This is a genomic window from Pseudanabaena sp. PCC 6802 (genome assembly GCF_000332175.1).
Lineage (GTDB): Bacteria > Cyanobacteriota > Cyanobacteriia > Pseudanabaenales > Pseudanabaenaceae > PCC-6802.
This window is the reverse complement of sequence record NZ_KB235914.1, coordinates 793,492-812,586: the sequence shown is the minus strand read 5'-3', so window position 1 is coordinate 812,586 and position 19,095 is coordinate 793,492. Positions and strand designations below refer to the sequence as shown.

General features: G+C 46.8%; 19 protein-coding genes. 15 read left to right on the top strand and 4 right to left on the bottom strand.

Features of this window, described 5'->3' with window-relative positions; genetic code table 11:
- Positions 1 to 17: 17 nt before the first annotated feature.
- The 11 genes from PSE6802_RS0109120 to ftnA all read left to right on the top strand — a co-directional run bounded on the left by PSE6802_RS0109120 (position 18) and on the right by ftnA (position 9,343).
- Positions 18 to 1,580, top strand: coding sequence for a bifunctional pantoate--beta-alanine ligase/(d)CMP kinase (locus PSE6802_RS0109120; RefSeq protein ID WP_019499749.1), 1,563 nt, complete (start codon positions 18 to 20; stop codon positions 1,578 to 1,580).
- A gap of 27 nt (positions 1,581 to 1,607) precedes the next feature.
- On the top strand, positions 1,608 to 2,216 hold the full coding sequence (locus PSE6802_RS0109115) for an LptA/OstA family protein (protein ID WP_019499748.1): 609 nt from the start codon (positions 1,608 to 1,610) through the stop codon (positions 2,214 to 2,216).
- Positions 2,213 to 2,941 carry an LPS export ABC transporter ATP-binding protein gene (gene lptB, locus PSE6802_RS0109110; protein WP_019499747.1) on the top strand — a complete coding sequence of 243 codons (729 nt, stop codon included), beginning with the start codon at positions 2,213 to 2,215 and terminating at the stop codon, positions 2,939 to 2,941. Before PSE6802_RS0109115 ends, lptB begins: the two co-directional genes overlap by 4 nt.
- A gap of 239 nt (positions 2,942 to 3,180) precedes the next feature.
- The gene (locus PSE6802_RS0109105) at positions 3,181 to 4,290 is read left to right on the top strand and encodes an LptF/LptG family permease (protein WP_019499746.1); all 1,110 of its coding nucleotides are present in this window, start codon (positions 3,181 to 3,183) and stop codon (positions 4,288 to 4,290) included.
- 357 nt (positions 4,291 to 4,647) lie between these two features.
- Positions 4,648 to 5,670, top strand: coding sequence for a glycosyltransferase family 2 protein (locus tag PSE6802_RS0109100; RefSeq protein ID WP_019499745.1), 1,023 nt, complete (start codon positions 4,648 to 4,650; stop codon positions 5,668 to 5,670).
- Between the two features lie 93 nt (positions 5,671 to 5,763).
- Positions 5,764 to 6,108, top strand: coding sequence for an Hpt domain-containing protein (locus PSE6802_RS0109095; protein ID WP_019499744.1), 345 nt, complete (start codon positions 5,764 to 5,766; stop codon positions 6,106 to 6,108).
- A gap of 613 nt (positions 6,109 to 6,721) precedes the next feature.
- Complete coding sequence (locus PSE6802_RS33310; RefSeq protein WP_019499743.1) at positions 6,722 to 7,105, top strand: FeoA family protein; 384 nt, start codon at positions 6,722 to 6,724, stop codon at positions 7,103 to 7,105.
- Positions 7,081 to 7,299 carry a hypothetical protein gene (locus PSE6802_RS33305; protein ID WP_156815473.1) on the top strand — a complete coding sequence of 73 codons (219 nt, stop codon included), beginning with the start codon at positions 7,081 to 7,083 and terminating at the stop codon, positions 7,297 to 7,299. Before PSE6802_RS33310 ends, PSE6802_RS33305 begins: the two co-directional genes overlap by 25 nt.
- Positions 7,300 to 7,312: 13 nt before the next feature.
- A complete protein-coding gene (locus PSE6802_RS0109085) occupies positions 7,313 to 7,516 on the top strand; it encodes a FeoC-like transcriptional regulator (RefSeq protein ID WP_019499742.1) in 204 nt (67 codons plus the stop codon).
- A 28-nt stretch (positions 7,517 to 7,544) separates the two neighbouring features.
- Complete coding sequence (locus tag PSE6802_RS0109080; RefSeq protein ID WP_019499741.1) at positions 7,545 to 8,585, top strand: IS630 family transposase; 1,041 nt, start codon at positions 7,545 to 7,547, stop codon at positions 8,583 to 8,585.
- Between the two features lie 224 nt (positions 8,586 to 8,809).
- Positions 8,810 to 9,343, top strand: coding sequence for a non-heme ferritin (gene ftnA, locus PSE6802_RS0109070; protein WP_019499739.1), 534 nt, complete (start codon positions 8,810 to 8,812; stop codon positions 9,341 to 9,343).
- 131 nt (positions 9,344 to 9,474) lie between these two features.
- Here the strand turns inward: ftnA and PSE6802_RS0109065 are convergent, their stop codons facing one another.
- Positions 9,475 to 10,203, bottom strand: a complete 729-nt coding sequence (locus PSE6802_RS0109065) for a metallophosphoesterase family protein (protein WP_026103185.1) — start codon at positions 10,201 to 10,203, stop codon at positions 9,475 to 9,477.
- A gap of 191 nt (positions 10,204 to 10,394) precedes the next feature.
- On the opposite strand from PSE6802_RS0109065, the gene truB reads away from it, so the two are divergent.
- From truB to queF, 3 genes are read left to right on the top strand one after another with little or no spacing between them, the layout of a single operon-like run.
- Positions 10,395 to 11,300, top strand: coding sequence for a tRNA pseudouridine(55) synthase TruB (gene truB / locus PSE6802_RS0109060; protein ID WP_019499737.1), 906 nt, complete (start codon positions 10,395 to 10,397; stop codon positions 11,298 to 11,300).
- Between the two features lie 8 nt (positions 11,301 to 11,308).
- Positions 11,309 to 11,785 (top strand): hypothetical protein, encoded by a 477-nt coding sequence (locus PSE6802_RS34250; RefSeq protein ID WP_019499736.1) that lies wholly within the window; start codon positions 11,309 to 11,311, stop codon positions 11,783 to 11,785.
- Between the two features lie 4 nt (positions 11,786 to 11,789).
- On the top strand, positions 11,790 to 12,170 hold the full coding sequence (queF, locus tag PSE6802_RS0109050) for a preQ(1) synthase (RefSeq protein WP_019499735.1): 381 nt from the start codon (positions 11,790 to 11,792) through the stop codon (positions 12,168 to 12,170).
- A gap of 3 nt (positions 12,171 to 12,173) precedes the next feature.
- Here queF and PSE6802_RS0109045 read toward each other — a convergent pair whose 3' ends face one another.
- Together PSE6802_RS0109045 and PSE6802_RS0109040 are read right to left on the bottom strand one after the other, a co-directional pair.
- On the bottom strand, positions 12,174 to 13,565 hold the full coding sequence (locus PSE6802_RS0109045; protein ID WP_026103184.1) for an NAD-dependent malic enzyme: 1,392 nt from the start codon (positions 13,563 to 13,565) through the stop codon (positions 12,174 to 12,176).
- Positions 13,566 to 13,569: 4 nt separating this feature from the next.
- On the bottom strand, positions 13,570 to 14,451 hold the full coding sequence (locus PSE6802_RS0109040) for an S-methyl-5'-thioadenosine phosphorylase (protein ID WP_019499733.1): 882 nt from the start codon (positions 14,449 to 14,451) through the stop codon (positions 13,570 to 13,572).
- Positions 14,452 to 14,634: 183 nt separating this feature from the next.
- Here PSE6802_RS0109040 and PSE6802_RS0109035 point away from each other — a divergent pair, with 183 nt between their 5' ends.
- Entirely contained in the window at positions 14,635 to 15,132 is a 498-nt protein-coding gene (locus PSE6802_RS0109035) for a hypothetical protein (protein ID WP_019499732.1), read from the top strand.
- A 137-nt stretch (positions 15,133 to 15,269) separates the two neighbouring features.
- Here the strand turns inward: PSE6802_RS0109035 and PSE6802_RS0109030 are convergent, their stop codons facing one another.
- A complete protein-coding gene (locus PSE6802_RS0109030; protein ID WP_019499731.1) occupies positions 15,270 to 18,983 on the bottom strand; it encodes a WD40 domain-containing protein in 3,714 nt (1,237 codons plus the stop codon).
- Positions 18,984 to 19,095 lie beyond the last annotated feature (112 nt).

Here is a 19,095-nt window from a genome sequence, read left to right as displayed (position 1 = left end):
TCCTATTTACTGTAAATATGAGCCAAATATTTAAAGCGATCGCTCCTCTCAGGCAATTCCTGGATTCCCAGGATGCAGTTGGTTTTGTACCGACAATGGGAGCTTTGCATCGCGGTCATCTCAGCTTGATCGCCAGAGCCAAGCGAGAAAATAGTTGCATGGTGGTCAGCATATTTGTCAATCCGCTTCAGTTTGGCGCGGGCGAGGACTTAGATCGCTATCCCCGTCCCCTCGAACGCGATCTGCAACTTTGTCAAGATGCTGGTGTAGATGCTATTTTCGTCCCTAATGTATCCGAACTTTTGGGCACGGGAGCGCAACTGACGGCAGTGGTACCTCCGCCTGCCATGACCGATATTCTGTGCGGGCGATCGCGTCCCGGCCATTTTACGGGGGTGGCGACGATCGTGACCAAGCTGCTGCATATCGTGCAGCCCCGACGGGTTTACTTTGGGCAAAAGGACGGACAGCAATTAGCGATTCTGCGTCGCGTCATTAGCGATCTAAATTTCCCAGTACAGGTAATTGGTTGCCCCACCGTCCGCGAATCCAGCGGATTAGCCCTCAGTTCCCGCAATCAATACCTCGATCCCGAGCAGTCAGCTACTGCTGCCACGCTCTATCGCAGCTTAGAGCAAGCCGCCCACGCTTTTGTCCTCGGCGTTAGAGATCGGGAAACTTTACTGGAGAAAGTCCGCGATTGCCTAGCGCAAGCACCCACGATTGCGGTAGAGTATGTCGAGCTAGTAAATGCTCGCAGCCTTCAGCCTCTAAAATGTATAGAGGTCGGTTCTGATGGGAATAATACTAATACAGAGGCAATGCTGGCGATCGCCGCCCGCATCGGTAACACACGACTAATTGACAATATGCTATTGCAAAGCCATAAACCTATAATTGCGATCGATGGCCCGGCAGGGGCAGGGAAATCTACGGTTGCCCGACAAGTAGCCCAACAGCTCGGCTTGCTCTATCTCGATACAGGCGCGATGTATCGAGCCATTACTCTGGCCGTATTGCAAGCTGGCATCGATCCTGCTGACGAAGCAAGTGTAGGTCTGGTGGCGAATCGCGCCCGCATTGAAATTGTGCCATCCCCATTTGCGGACGTGCCGCCCAAAATCTATCTAGACGATCGCGATGTTACCTGGGATATTCGTAGCGTCGCCGTAACCGAACGAGTGGCGGCGATCTCTACCCAATCTGCGGTGCGTCAAGCTCTGGTCAAACAACAACAGGAGCTAGGCAAATTTGGTGGCTTAGTAATGGAAGGACGAGATATCGGGACTAAAGTTTTTCCCAAGGCCGAAGTTAAGGTATTTTTGACCGCATCTGCCCAAGAACGCGCCCATCGTCGCCAAAAGGATCTGGTTGCACGGGGAGAATCGGTAACCGATCTACAATCCATAGAGCAATCGATTCAACAAAGAGATGCTATAGATAGCAATCGCGCCATATCGCCTCTGACAAAAGCTGACGATGCGATCGAAGTTAATACAGATGGGTTAAGCGTTGAAGCAGTGGTTGGCATTATTGTAGATCTGTACCACGAACGACAACTTGTAACTGCAAAAACGTAGAAGCTGGGAAAAAGCTGGTAGGTAAAGATGAATGAGTCTCACTTGAAACACCAAATTCGATATCGAAAGCACCTGCTTTTACCCTTAGCTGCAGTCCTATGTGGTATCTCTGTCCCTGCTGCTTTGGGGCAGAATACCAATACTGCCCTCACGATTCGTGCCGATATCCAGGAGGCAAATTCCCGCACTGGGATCGTGACTGCCAGAGGTAACGTGCGTATGAACTATCCCGCCCGTCAGATTAATGCCACCTCAAGACAAGCACAATATTTTTCTAAAGAGCGGCGCATAGTTCTATCCGGCAACGTGATTGTTATCCAAGAAGGGAACAGCATCAAAGCGGAAACTATTACCTACTTGATCGACGAAGGTAAATTCCAAGCCTTGCCACCCAGCGAGCAGCAGGTGGAATCGGTTTATATCGTGCCCGATGAAGGGGTAAATGCTGAAAATGCTCGCACTACACCCGTGACGCAGATCAAGCCCGCTTTTAAAAGCCCAGATAAAAGTTTAGTTAGCCCCACATCTATACCAACTAGTCCCAAACAGGATGCCACGATTGAGCCTGTAAAACCAGCAGATCCCGATCGCAAGAATCAGGAGGTCAAGCCCAGCAATCAACCCAATTCGCAATGAAACTAACTCTTGAAAATGTCAGCAAACTATACGATCGCCGTCAGGTAGCACATCAGGTCAGTCTTGTTGTTAACCAGGGCGAGATTGTAGGGCTCTTGGGACCAAATGGGGCAGGCAAAACCACCACCTTTTACATTGCTACCGGCTTAATTCAACCTGACGAAGGCAGCGTTTTCCTCAATCATCGCGAAATTACCGATCTGCCAATTCACAAGCGCGCTCATTTGGGGATGGCTTACCTTGCCCAGGAACCGACCATTTTTCGCCAACTGTCGATCGCGGATAACCTGCTGCTTGTCATGGAACAAACGGGCGTACCCCGCCATCAGTGGTCGTCAAGATTGCAAGATTTGCTGGAAGACTTTCGTTTGACCCATGTGGCAAAGACTAAAGGCATCCAGGTTTCTGGCGGCGAGCGCCGACGTACGGAAATTGCGCGGGCGCTAGCCATCGGTAAAACCGGCCCCAAGTTCCTGCTTCTAGATGAACCCTTTGCGGGGATCGATCCGATCGCCGTGGGCGAAATTCAAGAAATCATGGCGGATCTGCGCGATCGCAACATCGGTATCCTGATTACCGATCACAACGTGCGAGAGACACTGGCAATTATCGATCGAGCTTATATAATGCGCGATGGTGAAATCCTGGCATTTGGTAACAGTGACGAGTTAGCCGCTAATCCCGAGGTACGCAAGTATTATTTGGGGGAGAACTTTCACTTCTAGCTGTCAGTCCAATATGTTGGTGCAAGTATGTTGGTGCGTAGAACTAGTTAAATAGGCATTCCAATTAGAACTTTGACAATTTATTTACCTGGCTGGCAACAGTCGCAGTCGATCGCAAAAAGATGTAATCTCAATTTAAGTACATGGCAACCATACGCAAGTTGAAAACTACCAGAAAAGTGAGGCGGCGAAGGGCTGCGGGATTTATACCATTTGGTGGGTTGCCTCGGGTTTCCATTATGGATCGCTATCTCAGTCAGGAGATGGTGTCGCCGTTTTTGTTTGGGGTGGGATCGTTTTCTTCAATTGCCCTAGCGATCGGTTCGCTGTTTGAGTTAATTCGCCTGATCACAGATGCAGGGCTAAATATATTCACTGCCGTCCAGATCTTTGCCCTGCAATTACCCGGTTTCATGGTGTATTCATTTCCCATGTCCGTACTGCTGGCAACTCTACTTACTTACAGCCGCATGTCGGCGGATGGTGAGATCACAGCCCTGCGCAGTTGTGGTATCAGCGTAGCACGTTTAATTGCGCCCGCCCTGATCCTGAGTTTGATGGTTTCAGGCTTAACTTTTGTGTTCAACGAAGCGATCGTGCCGACCGCTAATCTGCAAGCAAAAAATACGCTCAAAGCTGCATTAAAGCAGGAAAACCCGCAATTCAAAAGTAGGGATATCCTCTATCAACAATACGGACAAATTCCACTGCCCGATGGCTCTACTGAAGAGGGTTTGGTACGGAGTTTTTATGCCCGCCGCTTCGATGGCAAAAAGATGATAGACCTGACCGTACTGGATTTTTCGCAAGGTAAGATCCAGCAGGTACTGTCGTCGGAGTCGGCAATTTGGCAGCCCGATCAAAACGTATGGGAGTTTAAAAATGGTACAACTTACATCATTAATACCGACGGCTCCTACCACAGCATTCTCAAATTTGACCAGCAAAAGCTGCGCCTACCCAGAGCACCTCTAGATTTTGCCCAAGAGCAGCGCAATCCTGAGGAAATGAATATCGCGGAGTTAAAACGTTACATCGATCTAGTGCGCCAATCAGGTAATTTAAAAGAGGAACGCAAGCTGGACGTGCGCTTGCAACAAAAGTATGCATTACCATTTATTTGTGTAGTATTTGCGCTAGTTGGTTCTCCGCTGGGCATTCGTCCCCAGCGCACTAGTGCGGCTAAAGGTTTTGGTGTAAGCGTTTTAATTATTTTTGGGTACTATTTACTACTGTTCGTCTGTCAAGCACTAGGACAGGTAGAGATCCTTTCACCCGTACTGGCTGGCTGGATGCCAAATATTATTTGCTTGGGGGCAGGACTATTTTTACTTAATCGGGTTTCTTAGGATAGTTAAGGGAGGCACGGTTAAATAATGTCCCCACTGTAGAATGTGTTAGGCGATCGCCGTAACGCATTGTGGGGATCTCATTTTCATGCAAGTCCCTAAGGTCTCAGTTATAGGGGTGCGATCGGAATTTTGTGTATCGAGCCTCTGAAACAGCGTAAATACGTACTTCAGGACTCAATTTACACAAAAATCTGAACACTCTCGTTATAGCTATAGTCAACAGGCTGAAGACGGGGTGCAGGGGTTTCACCCCTGCGTGGGGACACCCTCTGTCCTAACAGATCTGTCTATAGCTATAAAGAAAATACCCGTAGGGGCAAAGTTTGATGTGAAGATATCCAGAGGTATCTAGGTATGGTTAAAGTTTCAGTAATTGTGCCTGTATATAACGTCGAGAAGTTCGTGGGCAAAACGATCGCCTCGGTTTTGGCGCAAACATTTCGCGATTTTGAGTTACTGGTAATAGACGATGAATCCCCCGATCGCAGTATCGAGATTTGTCAATCGTTTGACGATCCCAGAATTAAGATCGTTCGTCAGAAAAATCGGGGTTTAGCTGGCGCGAGAAATACGGGAATTCGTCACGCACGGGGACAATACATTGCTCTCCTCGATAGCGACGATCTGTGGTTGCCGCAGAAACTGGAAGCACACGTCCGCCATCTGGATAATTCGCCCCAAGTCGGGGTGAGTTTTAGTCGTTCTGCATTTATTGATGAGGATGACAATGCGATCGGCACCTACCAAATGCCCAAACTGCAAAACATTACCGCTTCGCATTTGCTCTGCCGCAATCCCATTGGCAATGGCTCCGCACCCGTAATCAGGCGTGAAGTATTTGAACAAATTAAGTTTCAGGATAATTTGTATGGTACTTTGGAGGATTTTTATTTTGACGATCGCTTCCGTCAGTCTGAAGACATTGAGTGCTGGATTCGGATTGCAATTACAACCAACTGGCTTATAGAGGGTATTCCCGCTGCTCTTACCCTATATCGCGTCAATTCCGGCAGCCTGTCAGCCAACTTGCTCAAACAACTAGATACATGGGAAAAAGTCATCGATAAAACTCGTACCTACGCGCCAGAAATCCTGGCTGAGTGGGAGAGCAGGGCAAGAGCTTACCAACTACGCTATCTGGCGCGCCGTGCCATCCGCAAGCCCGACGGCGGTGAGGCAATTAGCTTAGTCAATCGCGCTTTAGCGACAGATTGGCGCATTACGATCGAGGAACCGCGCCGCACAATTTTGACTTTACTGGCTGCCTACCTTCTGTTTTTACTACCTCGCTCTTTTTATACTAAGATCGAACAGTTGGCGTTGCACATTACAGGAAAAAATCAGAAGCGCCGGATTGAATCCGAGCGCTCTGTCTAGAGCATAATATTCCCTGAACTTGCTTTTGCAGTAGTCTTAGGCTAGCTTTTCAATCTAGACACTTCACTGTATTTTTTAGTGTTTGCCAAAAGGATGACCTCACAAGAAAATTTGCCAATTAACCTGGATTATCTCCATCAACTATCCGATGGGGATAAAGAGTTTGAGTTGGAATTGTTACAGGTGTTTGTGGAAGACACGTATTCTCACCTGGATCTGGCTAAAGCAGCGATCGCGACAAATGACTGCGAAACCTTAGCAAGGGAAGCACACCAGATTAAGGGGGCAAGCGGTAATGTTGGCGCTGAAGTGATGCAGGTGCTGGCCCTGAATTTAGAGCGGCAAGCACAGACAAAAGAACTGCACAGTCCTACAGATATAATTCAGCAACTGTCAGATTACCTCAGTCAGATTGAGTCTTTTATGAGCAGTTATTAAAAGCCAGGAATATTGATTTCTTGACTCAAAGCTAAGCTCAACTGGAGCTAATACCAAATCCGCACCAATTGTCCTTCTATTATTGTAGCCGTAGACAGATCTGTTAAGACAGGGGGTGTGGGGGCGCAGCCCCCACGCAGGGGGGGAACCCCTGCACCCCGTCCTAAGCCTATTGGCTATAGCTATGCGACTAAAAGTCGCGGCTACACAAACAAAGTCTGCCTGCACAGACTCTAAGAAAAGAGGTTAAAGAACCAGGATTGGCTCTGAACGTACACTTTCCATACTTAAGCAAATTTTCAGATCTTTTTGAGAATTATTTAAGTTTATTAACTGATGTTATACATAATTTTGTCTCCTTTATCCATCCTGTAGGTACTCTTTATACATAAGGGTCGCAGGGGGTAGCACGAGGCTTTGCCTCGCTAGCTGCTCTGTGGGGCGAGGGTTTCAGAATCTTCCGCGTAAGGTGAGCTATTAAGCCTGTTAGGCCGACGAGTAGTTTTTACGGCACTAAATACCCTTAAGACTTAGTTAAACTTAATTAAATTTGGCAAGCATAGATAGTAGCTTATTAATAATAGTTTCTAATAAAAATACTGCGTCAGAAAGTATGGATCGTGTAGATGACCATGGAAATCATGGGTTGCAAAATTTCAAACAATCTCCTTGGCAAGCGTTTGTCTACTTGAGCGAGTCCTCTGGGCGCGATCGCAATGTCAGGAATGGGGAGAAAAGATTCGAGACGGCTGACCAGGCTGACACTAAATCATCGATGGTACCCTTGGCGATGGCGAAGGTGGGCGATCGCGTTCGCATTGTTTCCTTAAACTGCGATGACTGCAATAACCGATTGATGGCAATGGGATTGATGCCGGGCGGAGTGGTGCAGGTGGTGAGTCGCACGGCAACTGGATCGACGATCGTGGCACTGCAAGACAACCGCCTGGGTTTAGGAGCAGAGATGGCTCGGTGCATTCAGGTTATAGACGCATAGCAGCATTTAGGTGCGATCGTCGCCCTCAACATGATGATGGACTTAGCGGAGAAAAGGTAGATCCGTATCGATCCGCATTAGTTGGATTATCACTGGTGATGCTAGGAACGCTAGTTGGGCTGAGAAAGTTTAGCGATCGCCGTCGCATTCAGCTACAGCCTATTGACAAACAGAGAGCATCGGTCAGTCGGTGATGGAGGCAAAACTATGATATTGAAACACCTGCAAACCTATCTCAGCAATCATCCCACAGTCTCTCTAGAGGAGTTAGTTCGTCACTTTCAAATGGATGCAGCAGCGATGCGAGAAGTGCTCAATTTGCTCGTTCGTAAAGGGCGAGTGCGTAAATTAGAGAGTAGAGAATGTGGTAAGTGTTATTGCTCCGGCAATGAAAAAGAAAGCATAGGATAATAGAAGTAAAGGCACAAGGAGGTTTGACATGGATAAACCAGATGGCCGACACCTATCGATAGAGACGCAAAATTACCTTCGACAGCAAGCGATCCGGTTGCGAGAACAAGGGAAACGAGTATGTGATATTAGTGAGTACCTGGGGATTCATCGTAACACGATTACGGAGTGGTGGTGGGCGTATCAAGATTACGGAGAAGCAGCCCTGTTTCAGCAGCGACGAGGACGAGAGGTAGGGGAAGGGCGCAGTTTAAGTGCCTCAGAGGAAACAACGATTGAAGAAATGCTGCGGGGACACAGCCCGGAGGAATACCAGATCGAGAGCGCCTTGTGGAGTAGACGAGCCGTAAAAGCCTTAATCGAGCAAGAATTAGGTGTGGAGATGCCAATCCGCACAGTGGGGGAATACCTCAAACGATGGGGCTACAGCCCCCAGAAGCCGATCGAACGTGCCTATGAGCAAGACCCCGCTGCCGTGAAACACTGGTTACAGGAAGAATATCCCGCGATTGAGCAACGGGCACAAGCAGAAGGTGCCGAAATCGAGTGGGGAGATGAATCGGGACTCAGTTCTGATGAGTATGGAGGGCGAGGTTATGCACCCAAGGGGCATCCCCCTGAAATTCGTCCTAGTAAACGCGAGCGGACACGGTTGAATTTCATTGCTAGCATCAGTAATCAAGGCACGATTCAATTTATGCTTTACACCTGTACCTTGACAGCCCCAGTATTTATTGAATTTCTGCAACGGTTGATTGACAAGCGTTCAAGCAAACTGTTTTGGATCGTGGATCGCCATCCCGTCCATCGAGAGCGCCCCGTGCAGCAATGGTTAGAACAGCACTCCCAGGAGATCGAGTTATTTTATTTGCCTTCCTATGCGCCGCAGTTGAATCCAGTAGAGTATTTCAATGGTGATGTGAAACAGGGAGTTCACGCCAAACCTCTGACGCGAAACCTGGGTCAATTAAAACATAGATTGCTATCTCAACTGCAGAAATTGCAGAGATTGCCTGCCCACATTAGGAGTTACTTTAAGCATCCATCTATTATTTATGCTGCTCTATAGATTGCATTCTATTTTATTGCCAAGGCAATATAGTTGCGCCCCAGAGAGTTTGGAATTATATGAGTGGGTAGTAAATTCCAGATTCCGATGAAGGGCAGATCGGAATTGGAATTCATCCCGATCTCTCTTATTCCAATTGTCCTGACCCAATTCAGCGATTGGATTTACAATCAATCGATTGATACTTTATAGTAAGATAGCTATATAACGAAGAAATTATTGCAATGTTATCACAAGCGATGATCGATCGGTTGAACCAACAAATCAACCTGGAAATGTTTTCCTCTCATCTTTACCTGCAAATGAGTTCCTGGTGTGCCTACAAAGCATTGGATGGAACTGCCACCTTTCTCAGCCAACACGCAGATGAAGAAATGATGCACATGCGCCGTTTAATCGACTACCTGCAAGAAACAGGTGCGTTAGCAACCTTGGGAGGGATGGAAGCACCACCGACAGAGTTTAATTCGTTGCAGGAGATGTTTGAAAAGATCTACATCCACGAACAATCTATTACCAGGAAAATCAACGATCTAGTTCATTTAGCCAATACGGAACCCGACTATTCCACCCTGCAATTCCTGCAATGGTACGTTGCCGAGCAGCATCAAGAAGAATTTCTGTTCAAGAGCATCCTCGATAAGATCGAGCTGATCGGCGTTGAAGGACAGGGGTTGTTCTTTATCGATCGCGAAATTGGCACCCTTGCAGCAAATAAAGGAAAAGAAGCAACATCAATGTCACCTGCAAGTGCTTAACGATCGATACGGGTGATACTAGCGCTGCGGGGGCAAAGGAAACGCATTTTTTTGAATCTCATGAATGTTTTCAGCACCTTTATAAAATATAAAAACTTGCCGGAATGGGTGTCTTATTTTCATGCAATTCCCTAAGCACTTATCCGCTTCCTAACCGTAGGCTTCATTAAGACTGTAATATCTTCTAAAGGTAGCGATCGCACCGATTGCGTGAAGTAGTTAGACTGATAAACGGTTGATGAATTTAGCTCTAGGGCGGTTAACCAGCCACTTTTAGGATGATATGCACCGGTGTCTATATCTAACCAGCCTGCCCCCTGTACCAACTGGCCGGGCTTAACTCCAGGAAAAACAAATGTAATAGTGTGACCTGTGATGATGATCTTATCGTTAAAGTAAGGTTCGGACATGCGGTGAAATGGTTCGCGGATCCAGCAAAACTCAGGTTCTCCCTGCTGTTCGATCGGTAAGTTAGGATTTAGACCAGCATGTACGAGCCAGACATCTCCTAGATCGGCATATAGGGGCAACTGACTCATCCAATTTAAGTGTTCGTCGGGAATTAGTTCCCCACCATAACTTTCTAAAGTTTTGGCACCACCATTACCCAGCCATCCTTGCCAGGCATGGGTGGAGTCGAGCATGGTAAACGCTTCCAAACACATCTGCTCGTGATTGCCGCACAAGCAAACGTAACCATTATTCATGACCCAATTCACAACTTGGGCGCTTTGAGGTCCGCGATCGATCAGATCGCCTAAGAAAAAGATTTGATCCTCAGGTTTGGGCTTAATCTCGTTTATCAGCATCATTAATGCCTTAAACTGACCGTGCACGTCACCAATTACAAATCGCCTCAACGCTAATTAACCTCGGCTTAATACTCAAGAATTCAAGGACAACAAGATCTACAGATCTTCTCTAGATACAACCTTAATTTATGCGAGCGCAAATTCATGCGAACACAAATAATACATAAGTTATACCCATATTTAATGTTTTTATTAGCATTACGTTTAGCATAACTCCTAATTTAGTTATTGGAAGCAAAATGTGGAATGGTTTCCTCAATCTTAACAAGCCAACCGGCATGACTGCTCATGATTGTGTCAGCCGCGCGCGCAAAATTTTCCGCCAAAAGCGCATAGGACATAGCGGTACGCTCGATCCGGCTGCTGTAGGCGTGCTCCCGATCGCGGTGGGGTACTCTACCAGATTTATTCGCTTTTTGCCAGGTGGTAAGACTTACAAAGCCACGGTAAGATTTGGACAAAGAACGACCACCGACGATCTCGATGGCGACATAGTTACGTCTCAGGTATGTACCAATTTGAGCCTTACTGACATCGAGGTCTTAATTCCCTTATTTATAGGGACAATTCAGCAGATTCCGCCAGCTTTTAGCGCTATTCAGGTGCAGGGAGTACGCCTCTACGAGCTAGCCCGAGCAGGTAAAACCGTGGACGTGCCGATCCGAACCGTAGAAGTCAAGAATATCAAGGTTCTGGACTGGCGACTGGGAGATTTTCCCGAATTAGATTTAACGATCTCCTGCGGCACGGGGACGTATATTCGCGCGATCGCTCGCGATTTAGGCGATCGACTTGGCTGCGGCGCAACGCTAGCATATTTGGAACGCACGTACAGTAATGGTTTCGATCTGTCTCACAGTCTTACTTTTGAAGCGATCGCCGCCAAAATTCAGCAAAATTGCTTAGTATTAACACCACCCGAAGTTGCCCTATCGTATTTGCCACAGGTTAGCCTGGAGACAGATCTAGCAAAACGATGGTGCAACGGACAGGCGATTACAATAGAGATGCCGGAAGTAGCCGAACGCGCCAATTACTTAAGAGTATGCGATCGCACGGGCACCTTTCTTGGTATTGCCGAACTAAAAACTCAAAAACTCGCACCAGTGGTAGTATTACCATCTGAGCAAAGTCGATCCTCGTAACAACACCCATGACCGAACAAAATCAGCAAGACGCGAGACTAGCGCGCATTGAAGACCAAATCTCAGAGTTAGCAAAGTTTGCGCTGGAATCAGCCCAACGGGAAGAGGTAGCCAGGATGGAATCCAGACAGGATATGGCTGAATTTAGGAAATATATGGCCGAATCCAGACAGGATATGGCTGAACTCAAAGGCAGCATGACTGAACTCAAAGATAGCATGACCGAACTCAAAGGCAGCATGACTGAACTCAAAGATAGCATGACCGAACTCAAGGGCAGCATGACTGAACTCAAAGATAGCATGACTGAACTCAGGCTTAGCATTGAGGCTAGCAATGCCAAGCTCGATCGCACAAATTCCAGAGTTGATAGTATAGATTCCAGGCTGGATAATTTAGCTACTACCACTGAGCGGCAAACAGAAATTGTAAACAATTTGGTCAGCATCGTAAAGATACTATTGCCCGGTCAGCAAGGATTATAGGTATATGACGACAAAATATGGTGAAGAGGCGATCGCCTCGGTCAGGCTCACAACATTTCCCAATCCCCGTCCCGGACGTATCTACAACGTACACATTACTCTGCCGGAATTTTCTTGCAAGTGTCCTTTCTCTGGCTATCCCGACTTTGCCACAATTTATCTCAGCTACGTTCCTAATGAAGTGCTGGTGGAACTGAAGGCCATAAAGCTTTATATCAATAGCTACCGCGATCGCTTCATTTCACATGAAGAGTCAGTCAATCAAATCCTGGACGATTTTGTGGCGGCAGCTAATCCGTTATCCGTCCATATCAAAGGCGACTTTAACCCACGTGGCAACGTGCATACCGTAGTAGAAGTGAATTACGAAAAATCTACGGAATAGCTATCAGGAGTGCGCTAAGCCTTGCTGACGCGCTGCTTGCTGCACCGCCGCCGATACGGCTTGGGAAACGCGAGGATCGAAAACCGATGGGATAATAAAGTCGGGCGCGAGTTCGGTACTGCTGACGAGAGAAGCGATCGCCTGAGCCGCGCCCAAATGCATCTCGGTGGTAATCTGCTTGACCCTCGCATCCAGCGCTCCGCGAAAAATTCCAGGAAATGCCAGAACGTTATTGATCTGGTTGGCGTAATCGCTGCGCCCAGTAGCCATGACGGCCACATCGTTCTCCACCAGTTCCGGTTGGATTTCTGGAATCGGGTTTGCCATCGCAAACACGATGCGATCGGGAGCCATACTCCTTACCATCTCAGGCGTGAGCGCTCCGGCAACGCTTAAACCGACAAAGACATCCGCTCCCTTAATCACATCGCCAAGACTGCCAGATTCAGGTCGGGCAAATTCCATTTTCTCTGGCGTGAGGTCGGAACGCTGCTCGTTGATACAACCCTGCGAGTCGCACATCAAAATCGTTGCAGCTCCAGCTTTACGGAGCAATCTCGCCACTGCAATCCCCGAAGCTCCCGCACCATTCATGACAATGCGTACCCGATCGATCTCCTTATTCACGACCTTTAGCGCATTAAGCATGGCGGCAACGACCACGATCGCCGTGCCGTGCTGATCGTCATGAAACACGGGAATATCGATTTCGGCTTTGAGACGCTTTTCCACTTCAAAACATCGAGGAGCACTGATGTCTTCCAAATTTACGCCGCCAAACGTGGGAGCGAGATATTTAACTGTTTTGACAATCTCATCCACGTCCTGCGTAGCGAGACAAATTGGGAAAGCATCGAGTCCGGCAAATTCCTTAAACAGCATTGCCTTCCCTTCCATCACTGGCAGCGCTGCCTCGGGACCAATGTTGCCCAAACCCAGTACCGCGCTCCCATCAGTGACCACGGCGATCGTGTTGCACTTGATCGTGTAGTCGTAGACCTTCTTTTTATTTTCGGCGATCGCATTGCAGACCCGTCCTACACCGGGAGTATACACCATTGCCAGATCGTCTTGCCCTTTAACTTCGATTTTAGATTTAATGCTAATCTTGCCGCCGCGATGGAGGTTGAACGTGCGATCGCGAACATCGAGGAAACGCACTTCTGGGATAGCTTTGAGAACTTCTACTAACTTCTCGGCATGCTCGCTGCTGGAGGCATCAACTGTGATATCCCGTACCGAAATTTTGTGAGTGCGCTGGATCAGGTCGATTTGACCCATATTCCCCCCGGCATCTGCTAAAGCTCTGATGGCGGAAGATAACATGCCAGCACGATTGGGTAACTGAACTCTGATGGTAAGGCTATAGCTGGGATTTGGGTTAAGTTGAGACATCGCGTTAGGCATCAATATATTTTTTAATAATTACACCAAGCCGATCGATCGTTTCGGTTGGTACTTTCTTTAGATCGGTCATAATCGCATATTTGAGCGCTGTATGCGCCTCCGAATGCGGTGGGTGGGCGGCAATTTTCTGCACCGCTGCTTGAATCGTTTTTTGAGCATTGGTGGCATTGCGCTTGAGGTTGTCAAGCACCATACTGACGCTGACATGCTCGTGGTGCTCGTGCCAGCAGTCGTAGTCGGTTACCAAAGCTAGAGTTGCATAGGCAATTTCTGCCTCCCTGGCTAGCTTTGCCTCAGTCAGATTTGTCATGCCAATTACTTTGGCTCCCCAACTGCGATACAAAAACGACTCCGCTTTCGTGGAAAAGGCTGGCCCCTCCATGCACAGATAGGTACCGCCGCGATGCACCTTGCTGTCGGCCAGGTCGATACTTTCAGCCGCGCTGGCCAGCAAGCTTGCCAGGTTATGACAGACGGGATCGGCAAAGGCGATGTGGGCCACAACTCCGTTACCAAAAAAGGTAGAAATGCGCCCTCTCGTACGATCGATAAACTGATCGGGAATTACCATATCCAATGGCTTGGCATACTCTTGCAAAGAACCCACAGCCGATGCTGAAATAATGTACTGTACGCCCAGGCTTTTCATGGCGTATATATTGGCACGGTAAGGCACTTCTGACGGTAGCAAATGATGCGATCGCCCGTGTCGCGCTAAGAAAGCAACGGGAACATTTGACAAGTTACCAACGATCAAAGCATCCGAAGGGCTACCAAATGGTGTATCGATCTTTACTTCCTGGATATCGGTTAATGCCGCCATATTGTAAAGACCGCTGCCACCAATAACGCCAATACTGGCAGATAAAGTCATAAATTTATCTAGATTGTTGATGGAGGTTGTGTTTTGACTTGCCTAAAGTTAACATGCCGTTAACAACTGAAACAAGCATTATTGAGGGTGGGCATAGCTAAATGCAAGGATATGGGTACGATTACTTTAACTTGAGGGGGAAAGAGCTGCTTACTTTGGTCAAACTAAAGCAACCACGCAAATATGACATCATCTTACTGTACGACCATAGACATTAGCGATGAAGCGCTAGAGCAATTTCACAAGTGGACGGGGTATAACACGCTTAAAGATCGCGTTGGAGCCAACAAGTTTCAGATGCGCGACTTTGATATTGACCTGGGTATGGCAGTTCTAGGATACGGTGTACTGTGTAACTGGACTGTAAGGTCGCGCAAGCTTGACTTTAAAGGCAAAACCAATCTTTTATACGAGCTGCGCGGTTTGAGCGAGCCACAGCCTGTAACCATGTATCGCCAGAACTGTAGCGAAGACATGGCAATTTTCTTACACGGGCGTTTAATCCGGGCGCTAGACTTTCTGCGATTTTGCTCCAAATATTCGGGCATACCCCACGTCCACGTTATTTGCTTGCAAGATCGCTACATCATGAGCGCGATTTGGCGCATCTACCAGAACAAAATATGGATGATTCCTGTAGAACAAGTAGAAAATTTATCCTTTAGCAGCTATCTGCTTTAATTATAGCGGTTTTCACTTGAGAACAGGTTTTGTTTTTGGGGTGAAGGGGTGGAACCCCTTCTTGGGGGCAACGCCCCCAAACCCCCTACTCTTTCCGATCTGAAAACCGCTATATATAGCGAGCAGGCATTAGTTCGCTAATCGCCACTACTAGCCTCGACTGCTCCTAAAGCTTTAAGAGTGCCTTTCTGAGCTTCTGTCAAACCAGTCACACCAGTAATATTCATGCCTTCATACGGACGAGGCGATCGCATGGTTTTAATACATTCGCCGATTTGGATATCCCATAGCTTGATAGTCTCATCATGACTACCGCTTGCAAGTATTTCTCCAGTAGGGCTAAATGCAACAGAGTATATTGCCCTACCATGACCTGCAAAGGTTTTATGACATTCCCAAGTATGCGTATCCCATAACCTCACAATTCGATCGTGCCCGACACTTGCTAATAGTCTGCCATCCGGGCTGAATGCAACTGAGCGTATAGCACCGATGTGGCCGCGCAAAACTTTAATACACTTACCCGTGTTGACATCCCATATATCGATCGTTTCTTCATGATTGCCACTTGCTAGAATCTGTCCATCATTGCTAAAAGCCAGTGTCATGCAGTAACTGCGCTCTTGTATTTTGCGCCAGCATTTTCCCGTAGCGATGTCCCATAAACGTATAGTTCTGTCCGAACTACCACTGGCGAGTATCTCTCTGTTTGAACTAAAGCAGAGCGCTACAATCTCAGCATAATGTCCGTAAAACATTTGACAGCACTTCCCTGAAGTCACTTCGTATAGAGCGATCGCATAATCCCCTTTGCTACTAGCTATCATTTGCCCATCTGGACTGACGGCAGCAGAATGCATGATTCTGAAACCACTTTGCCATGTTTGACAGCACTCCCCAGTACTAGAATCCCACAGCTTTTCTGTACAATCTTCGCTACTGGATACGATCGTTCTTCCATTATTGGCAAAGGCAACGTGCCACACAAAACCAGCATGACCTGTCAAAGTTTTACAACATTTGCCAGTTGAGATATCCCATAGCTCTATGGATCGATTTCCACCCCCGCTGCAAAGAGTTCGTCCGTCGGGACTAAAAGATATCGACCAGACAGTACTGATATATCCTTGCAGAGTGCGCAGTCTTTCTCCAGTGGAAGCATTCCACAAACTCACGCTACAATTAATTCCTCCACTGGCAACGATTGCTCTTTGCTGATTTCCATTAACATCGCGATCGACATTATTTGGATCGGCAGGGCTAAATGCAAGTGCATCGATTCGACCAGGGGATGAACCTTGCAAGGTTTTGATGCATCTTCCTGCTCTGAGTTGCCATAGTTTTACGCTTGAGTCGTAGCTCCCACTCGCTAGAATTTCTCCATCCGGGCTAAACGCAACCGATCTAACTTCATCAGTATGCCCTGTAAGGGTGGTCAAACATCGAGCTGCATTTATATCCCAAAGCTTAATCGTGCGATCGCTACTACCACTGGCAAGAATATCTTGCTTAGGACTAAAAGCAACTGATGAAACCTTATCAGCATGGTCTTTTAGAGTATTTAAACATTCACCTGTACTGGCATTCCAAATCTTAATTACTCCATCCATACTGCCGCTAGCGATCGTGGAACCATCGGAATTAAAAGCAATTGATAAGATATAGCCTTGATGTCCTTTTAGGGTTTTTAAGCATTTCCCTGAGGCAACATCCCATAGCTTTAAACGCTTATCAAAGCTACCACTAACTAAATATTGACCATCAGGACTGAAAACAGCTAGACACCCATAACCAGAGTGACCTGCGAAGGTTTTGAGGCACGCACCCGTCTGAGTATCCCATAGTTTGAAAGTTTTATCGCCGCTCCCTGTCACGAACATTTTACCATCAGGACTAAAGGAGATCGCCCAGACGCGACAACTATGACCTCGATAGCTCAATGCCTTAGTTCCATCCTTTACTCGGTACAGATGTATCTCCTGATTGGTATCGCCGATCGCCAGGATCTGACCGTCAGGACTAAACTCTAGAGCTAAGATGCCAGCAAACGTTTCAGCAAACAAAGATGTAGCCAGGTTAGCACCAGCGAAGTTGACATCATGCAAAATTGCCTTGTTTAAATATGCCTGCCTTACGACTAGATTTGAGAAGTCATAACCTGTGAGATTGCTTTGCAAGTGGCAGAGAATATTTAACACGTTCCCTCCAGCATACCCTGACGAAAGAAATGTTTCCGCACGCAACCTCCCTAATATTTGCCGAAGTCGCTCTTCCAGCAGTGTTTGAGAGGAATATGTAGAAATCAAGATCTCTAGCATAGGCTTCAGAATAAAGCGGATCTGATTATCTCTAATGTATTCGCTAGCCTGTGCTTTGATCGAAGCATAACTGTTGAGATAATGAATCCCCAATCCTGCGCTCCCCTGGATTTCCTCGCACATCGTGGTTACGAGCTTGTCGGTTATGAACTCCATGATTGCAGATTGTTGTGTAAATCCTGTAGGATACCTTTCAATTAGCGATCTCCGACTTAGGGAGATAAGGATTTCCAACAAGATGGCTTTGGATATAGCAGGTACGATATCTAATTGTAATTCGTCGAGAAGAACTGGTTTGCGATTAATGGCTAACCAGTACATTACACTAGTTTCGAGACCTGACAAGCGCTGAAACTGCTGCTCTAAAAGATGGCGAATTCCATTAAAAACGATAGCATTTTGTTGCAGGAAATCATGGGTATTACCATTAAATAGTTCTAAAATTGCCGTAGCAACTATTTTAAGTGCTAATGGATTGCCATCATAGCGATCGACTAACTTATTACTCTCCTCTATAGAGATTGATAATCCTTTTGAACTCAGAATTTGCTGTCCTTCTAAGAATTGTAAACCTTTGAGGTTTAGTATGCGAACTGGTAGGATTCTACCCTGCAATGCTTCAATTTCTAGTGGCTTTTCGCGGCTAGTTAGGATCGCACAGCTCTGGTGATGGACTTCCCCCAATTGATGTAAGAACTGACCGTAATCTTCGTATCCCTCTCGGTACTGACCGTGAATACTACCACTTTGCAAAACTGCTTCGTAGTTATCCAATACCAAAAGACACCGATATCCCCGCAAATATTCAAGCAAGCAGGCTACTAATTCGCTAGTATTTTTCGACAAATTTATGGATTGCCGATCGGATAAAACATTCACGATATCGGTTAAAAGTTCTTGGAGAGGTCTAGGATTGCGCAAACTTCTCCAAATGACATAGTTAAACTCATTCTGAATCTGCTGAGCTAGACTTACAGATAGAGCAGTCTTACCTATACCACCCATACCTAGAATAGCTACAACACTGCAATGAAGGTTAGCGTGATCGCCAACAATCCACTGTTTTAATAACGCTAACTCATCTGTTCGCCCATAAAAAGCTGAGACATTAATTGCTTCACCCCAATCTTGATAGGCTGACAAAGGAGATAACAATTCTTCTTCAGCCTTTTCTGCCTGACTCTCTCGTGAATTTCCTGCACGACGCTCCTGCACAGATGTTGCATCCAACTCACTTCTGACTTCTAGCCGATCTGCCGAAGATGGGTTGCTTCCATGACTTTTAGACGTATAACGTTGTAATATAGACCGAAAGTTGCTTTTACTAACCTTAAATCCTAGTTCCTGGGAAAGCATTCGCCATACTTGAGCCCCAACTTGCTTGATATATTCCGAGTCGTAGCCATGTTGCTCAGCAATTTCGGCATAGCTCAATCCCTCCCAAGCATGTCGAAAAACGATTTCTTGAATAGTATTCAGGTGTTTTGGCTGAAATACCGAATCTAGTAAAATCAGAACTTCTTCAGTTGTCATTGCATGAGCAAGCTCTGTAGTTAAGTGTGTGTTCGATCAAACTTTAACATTACTTAAAAAGAGAACATCACTTTCTTAACAATTATTTTTGTGCAATTGCTTTATGACTGCG

What these genes read in the sequence shown, in the direction of transcription:
- PSE6802_RS0109120 (WP_019499749.1), top strand. Translation starts at nt 18, where the DNA reads ATGAGCCAAATATTTAAAGCGATCGCTCCTCTCAGGCAATTCCTGGAT.
- PSE6802_RS0109115 (WP_019499748.1), top strand. Translation starts at nt 1,608, where the DNA reads ATGAATGAGTCTCACTTGAAACACCAAATTCGATATCGAAAGCACCTG.
- lptB (WP_019499747.1), top strand. Translation starts at nt 2,213, where the DNA reads ATGAAACTAACTCTTGAAAATGTCAGCAAACTATACGATCGCCGTCAG.
- PSE6802_RS0109105 (WP_019499746.1), top strand. Translation starts at nt 3,181, where the DNA reads ATGGATCGCTATCTCAGTCAGGAGATGGTGTCGCCGTTTTTGTTTGGG.
- PSE6802_RS0109100 (WP_019499745.1), top strand. Translation starts at nt 4,648, where the DNA reads ATGGTTAAAGTTTCAGTAATTGTGCCTGTATATAACGTCGAGAAGTTC.
- PSE6802_RS0109095 (WP_019499744.1), top strand. Translation starts at nt 5,764, where the DNA reads ATGACCTCACAAGAAAATTTGCCAATTAACCTGGATTATCTCCATCAA.
- PSE6802_RS33310 (WP_019499743.1), top strand. Translation starts at nt 6,722, where the DNA reads ATGGATCGTGTAGATGACCATGGAAATCATGGGTTGCAAAATTTCAAA.
- PSE6802_RS0109085 (WP_019499742.1), top strand. Translation starts at nt 7,313, where the DNA reads ATGATATTGAAACACCTGCAAACCTATCTCAGCAATCATCCCACAGTC.
- PSE6802_RS0109080 (WP_019499741.1), top strand. Translation starts at nt 7,545, where the DNA reads ATGGATAAACCAGATGGCCGACACCTATCGATAGAGACGCAAAATTAC.
- ftnA (WP_019499739.1), top strand. Translation starts at nt 8,810, where the DNA reads ATGTTATCACAAGCGATGATCGATCGGTTGAACCAACAAATCAACCTG.
- truB (WP_019499737.1), top strand. Translation starts at nt 10,395, where the DNA reads ATGTGGAATGGTTTCCTCAATCTTAACAAGCCAACCGGCATGACTGCT.
- PSE6802_RS34250 (WP_019499736.1), top strand. Translation starts at nt 11,309, where the DNA reads ATGACCGAACAAAATCAGCAAGACGCGAGACTAGCGCGCATTGAAGAC.
- queF (WP_019499735.1), top strand. Translation starts at nt 11,790, where the DNA reads ATGACGACAAAATATGGTGAAGAGGCGATCGCCTCGGTCAGGCTCACA.
- PSE6802_RS0109045 (WP_026103184.1), bottom strand. Translation starts at nt 13,565, where the DNA reads ATGTCTCAACTTAACCCAAATCCCAGCTATAGCCTTACCATCAGAGTT.
- PSE6802_RS0109040 (WP_019499733.1), bottom strand. Translation starts at nt 14,451, where the DNA reads ATGACTTTATCTGCCAGTATTGGCGTTATTGGTGGCAGCGGTCTTTAC.
- PSE6802_RS0109035 (WP_019499732.1), top strand. Translation starts at nt 14,635, where the DNA reads ATGACATCATCTTACTGTACGACCATAGACATTAGCGATGAAGCGCTA.
- PSE6802_RS0109030 (WP_019499731.1), bottom strand. Translation starts at nt 18,983, where the DNA reads ATGACAACTGAAGAAGTTCTGATTTTACTAGATTCGGTATTTCAGCCA.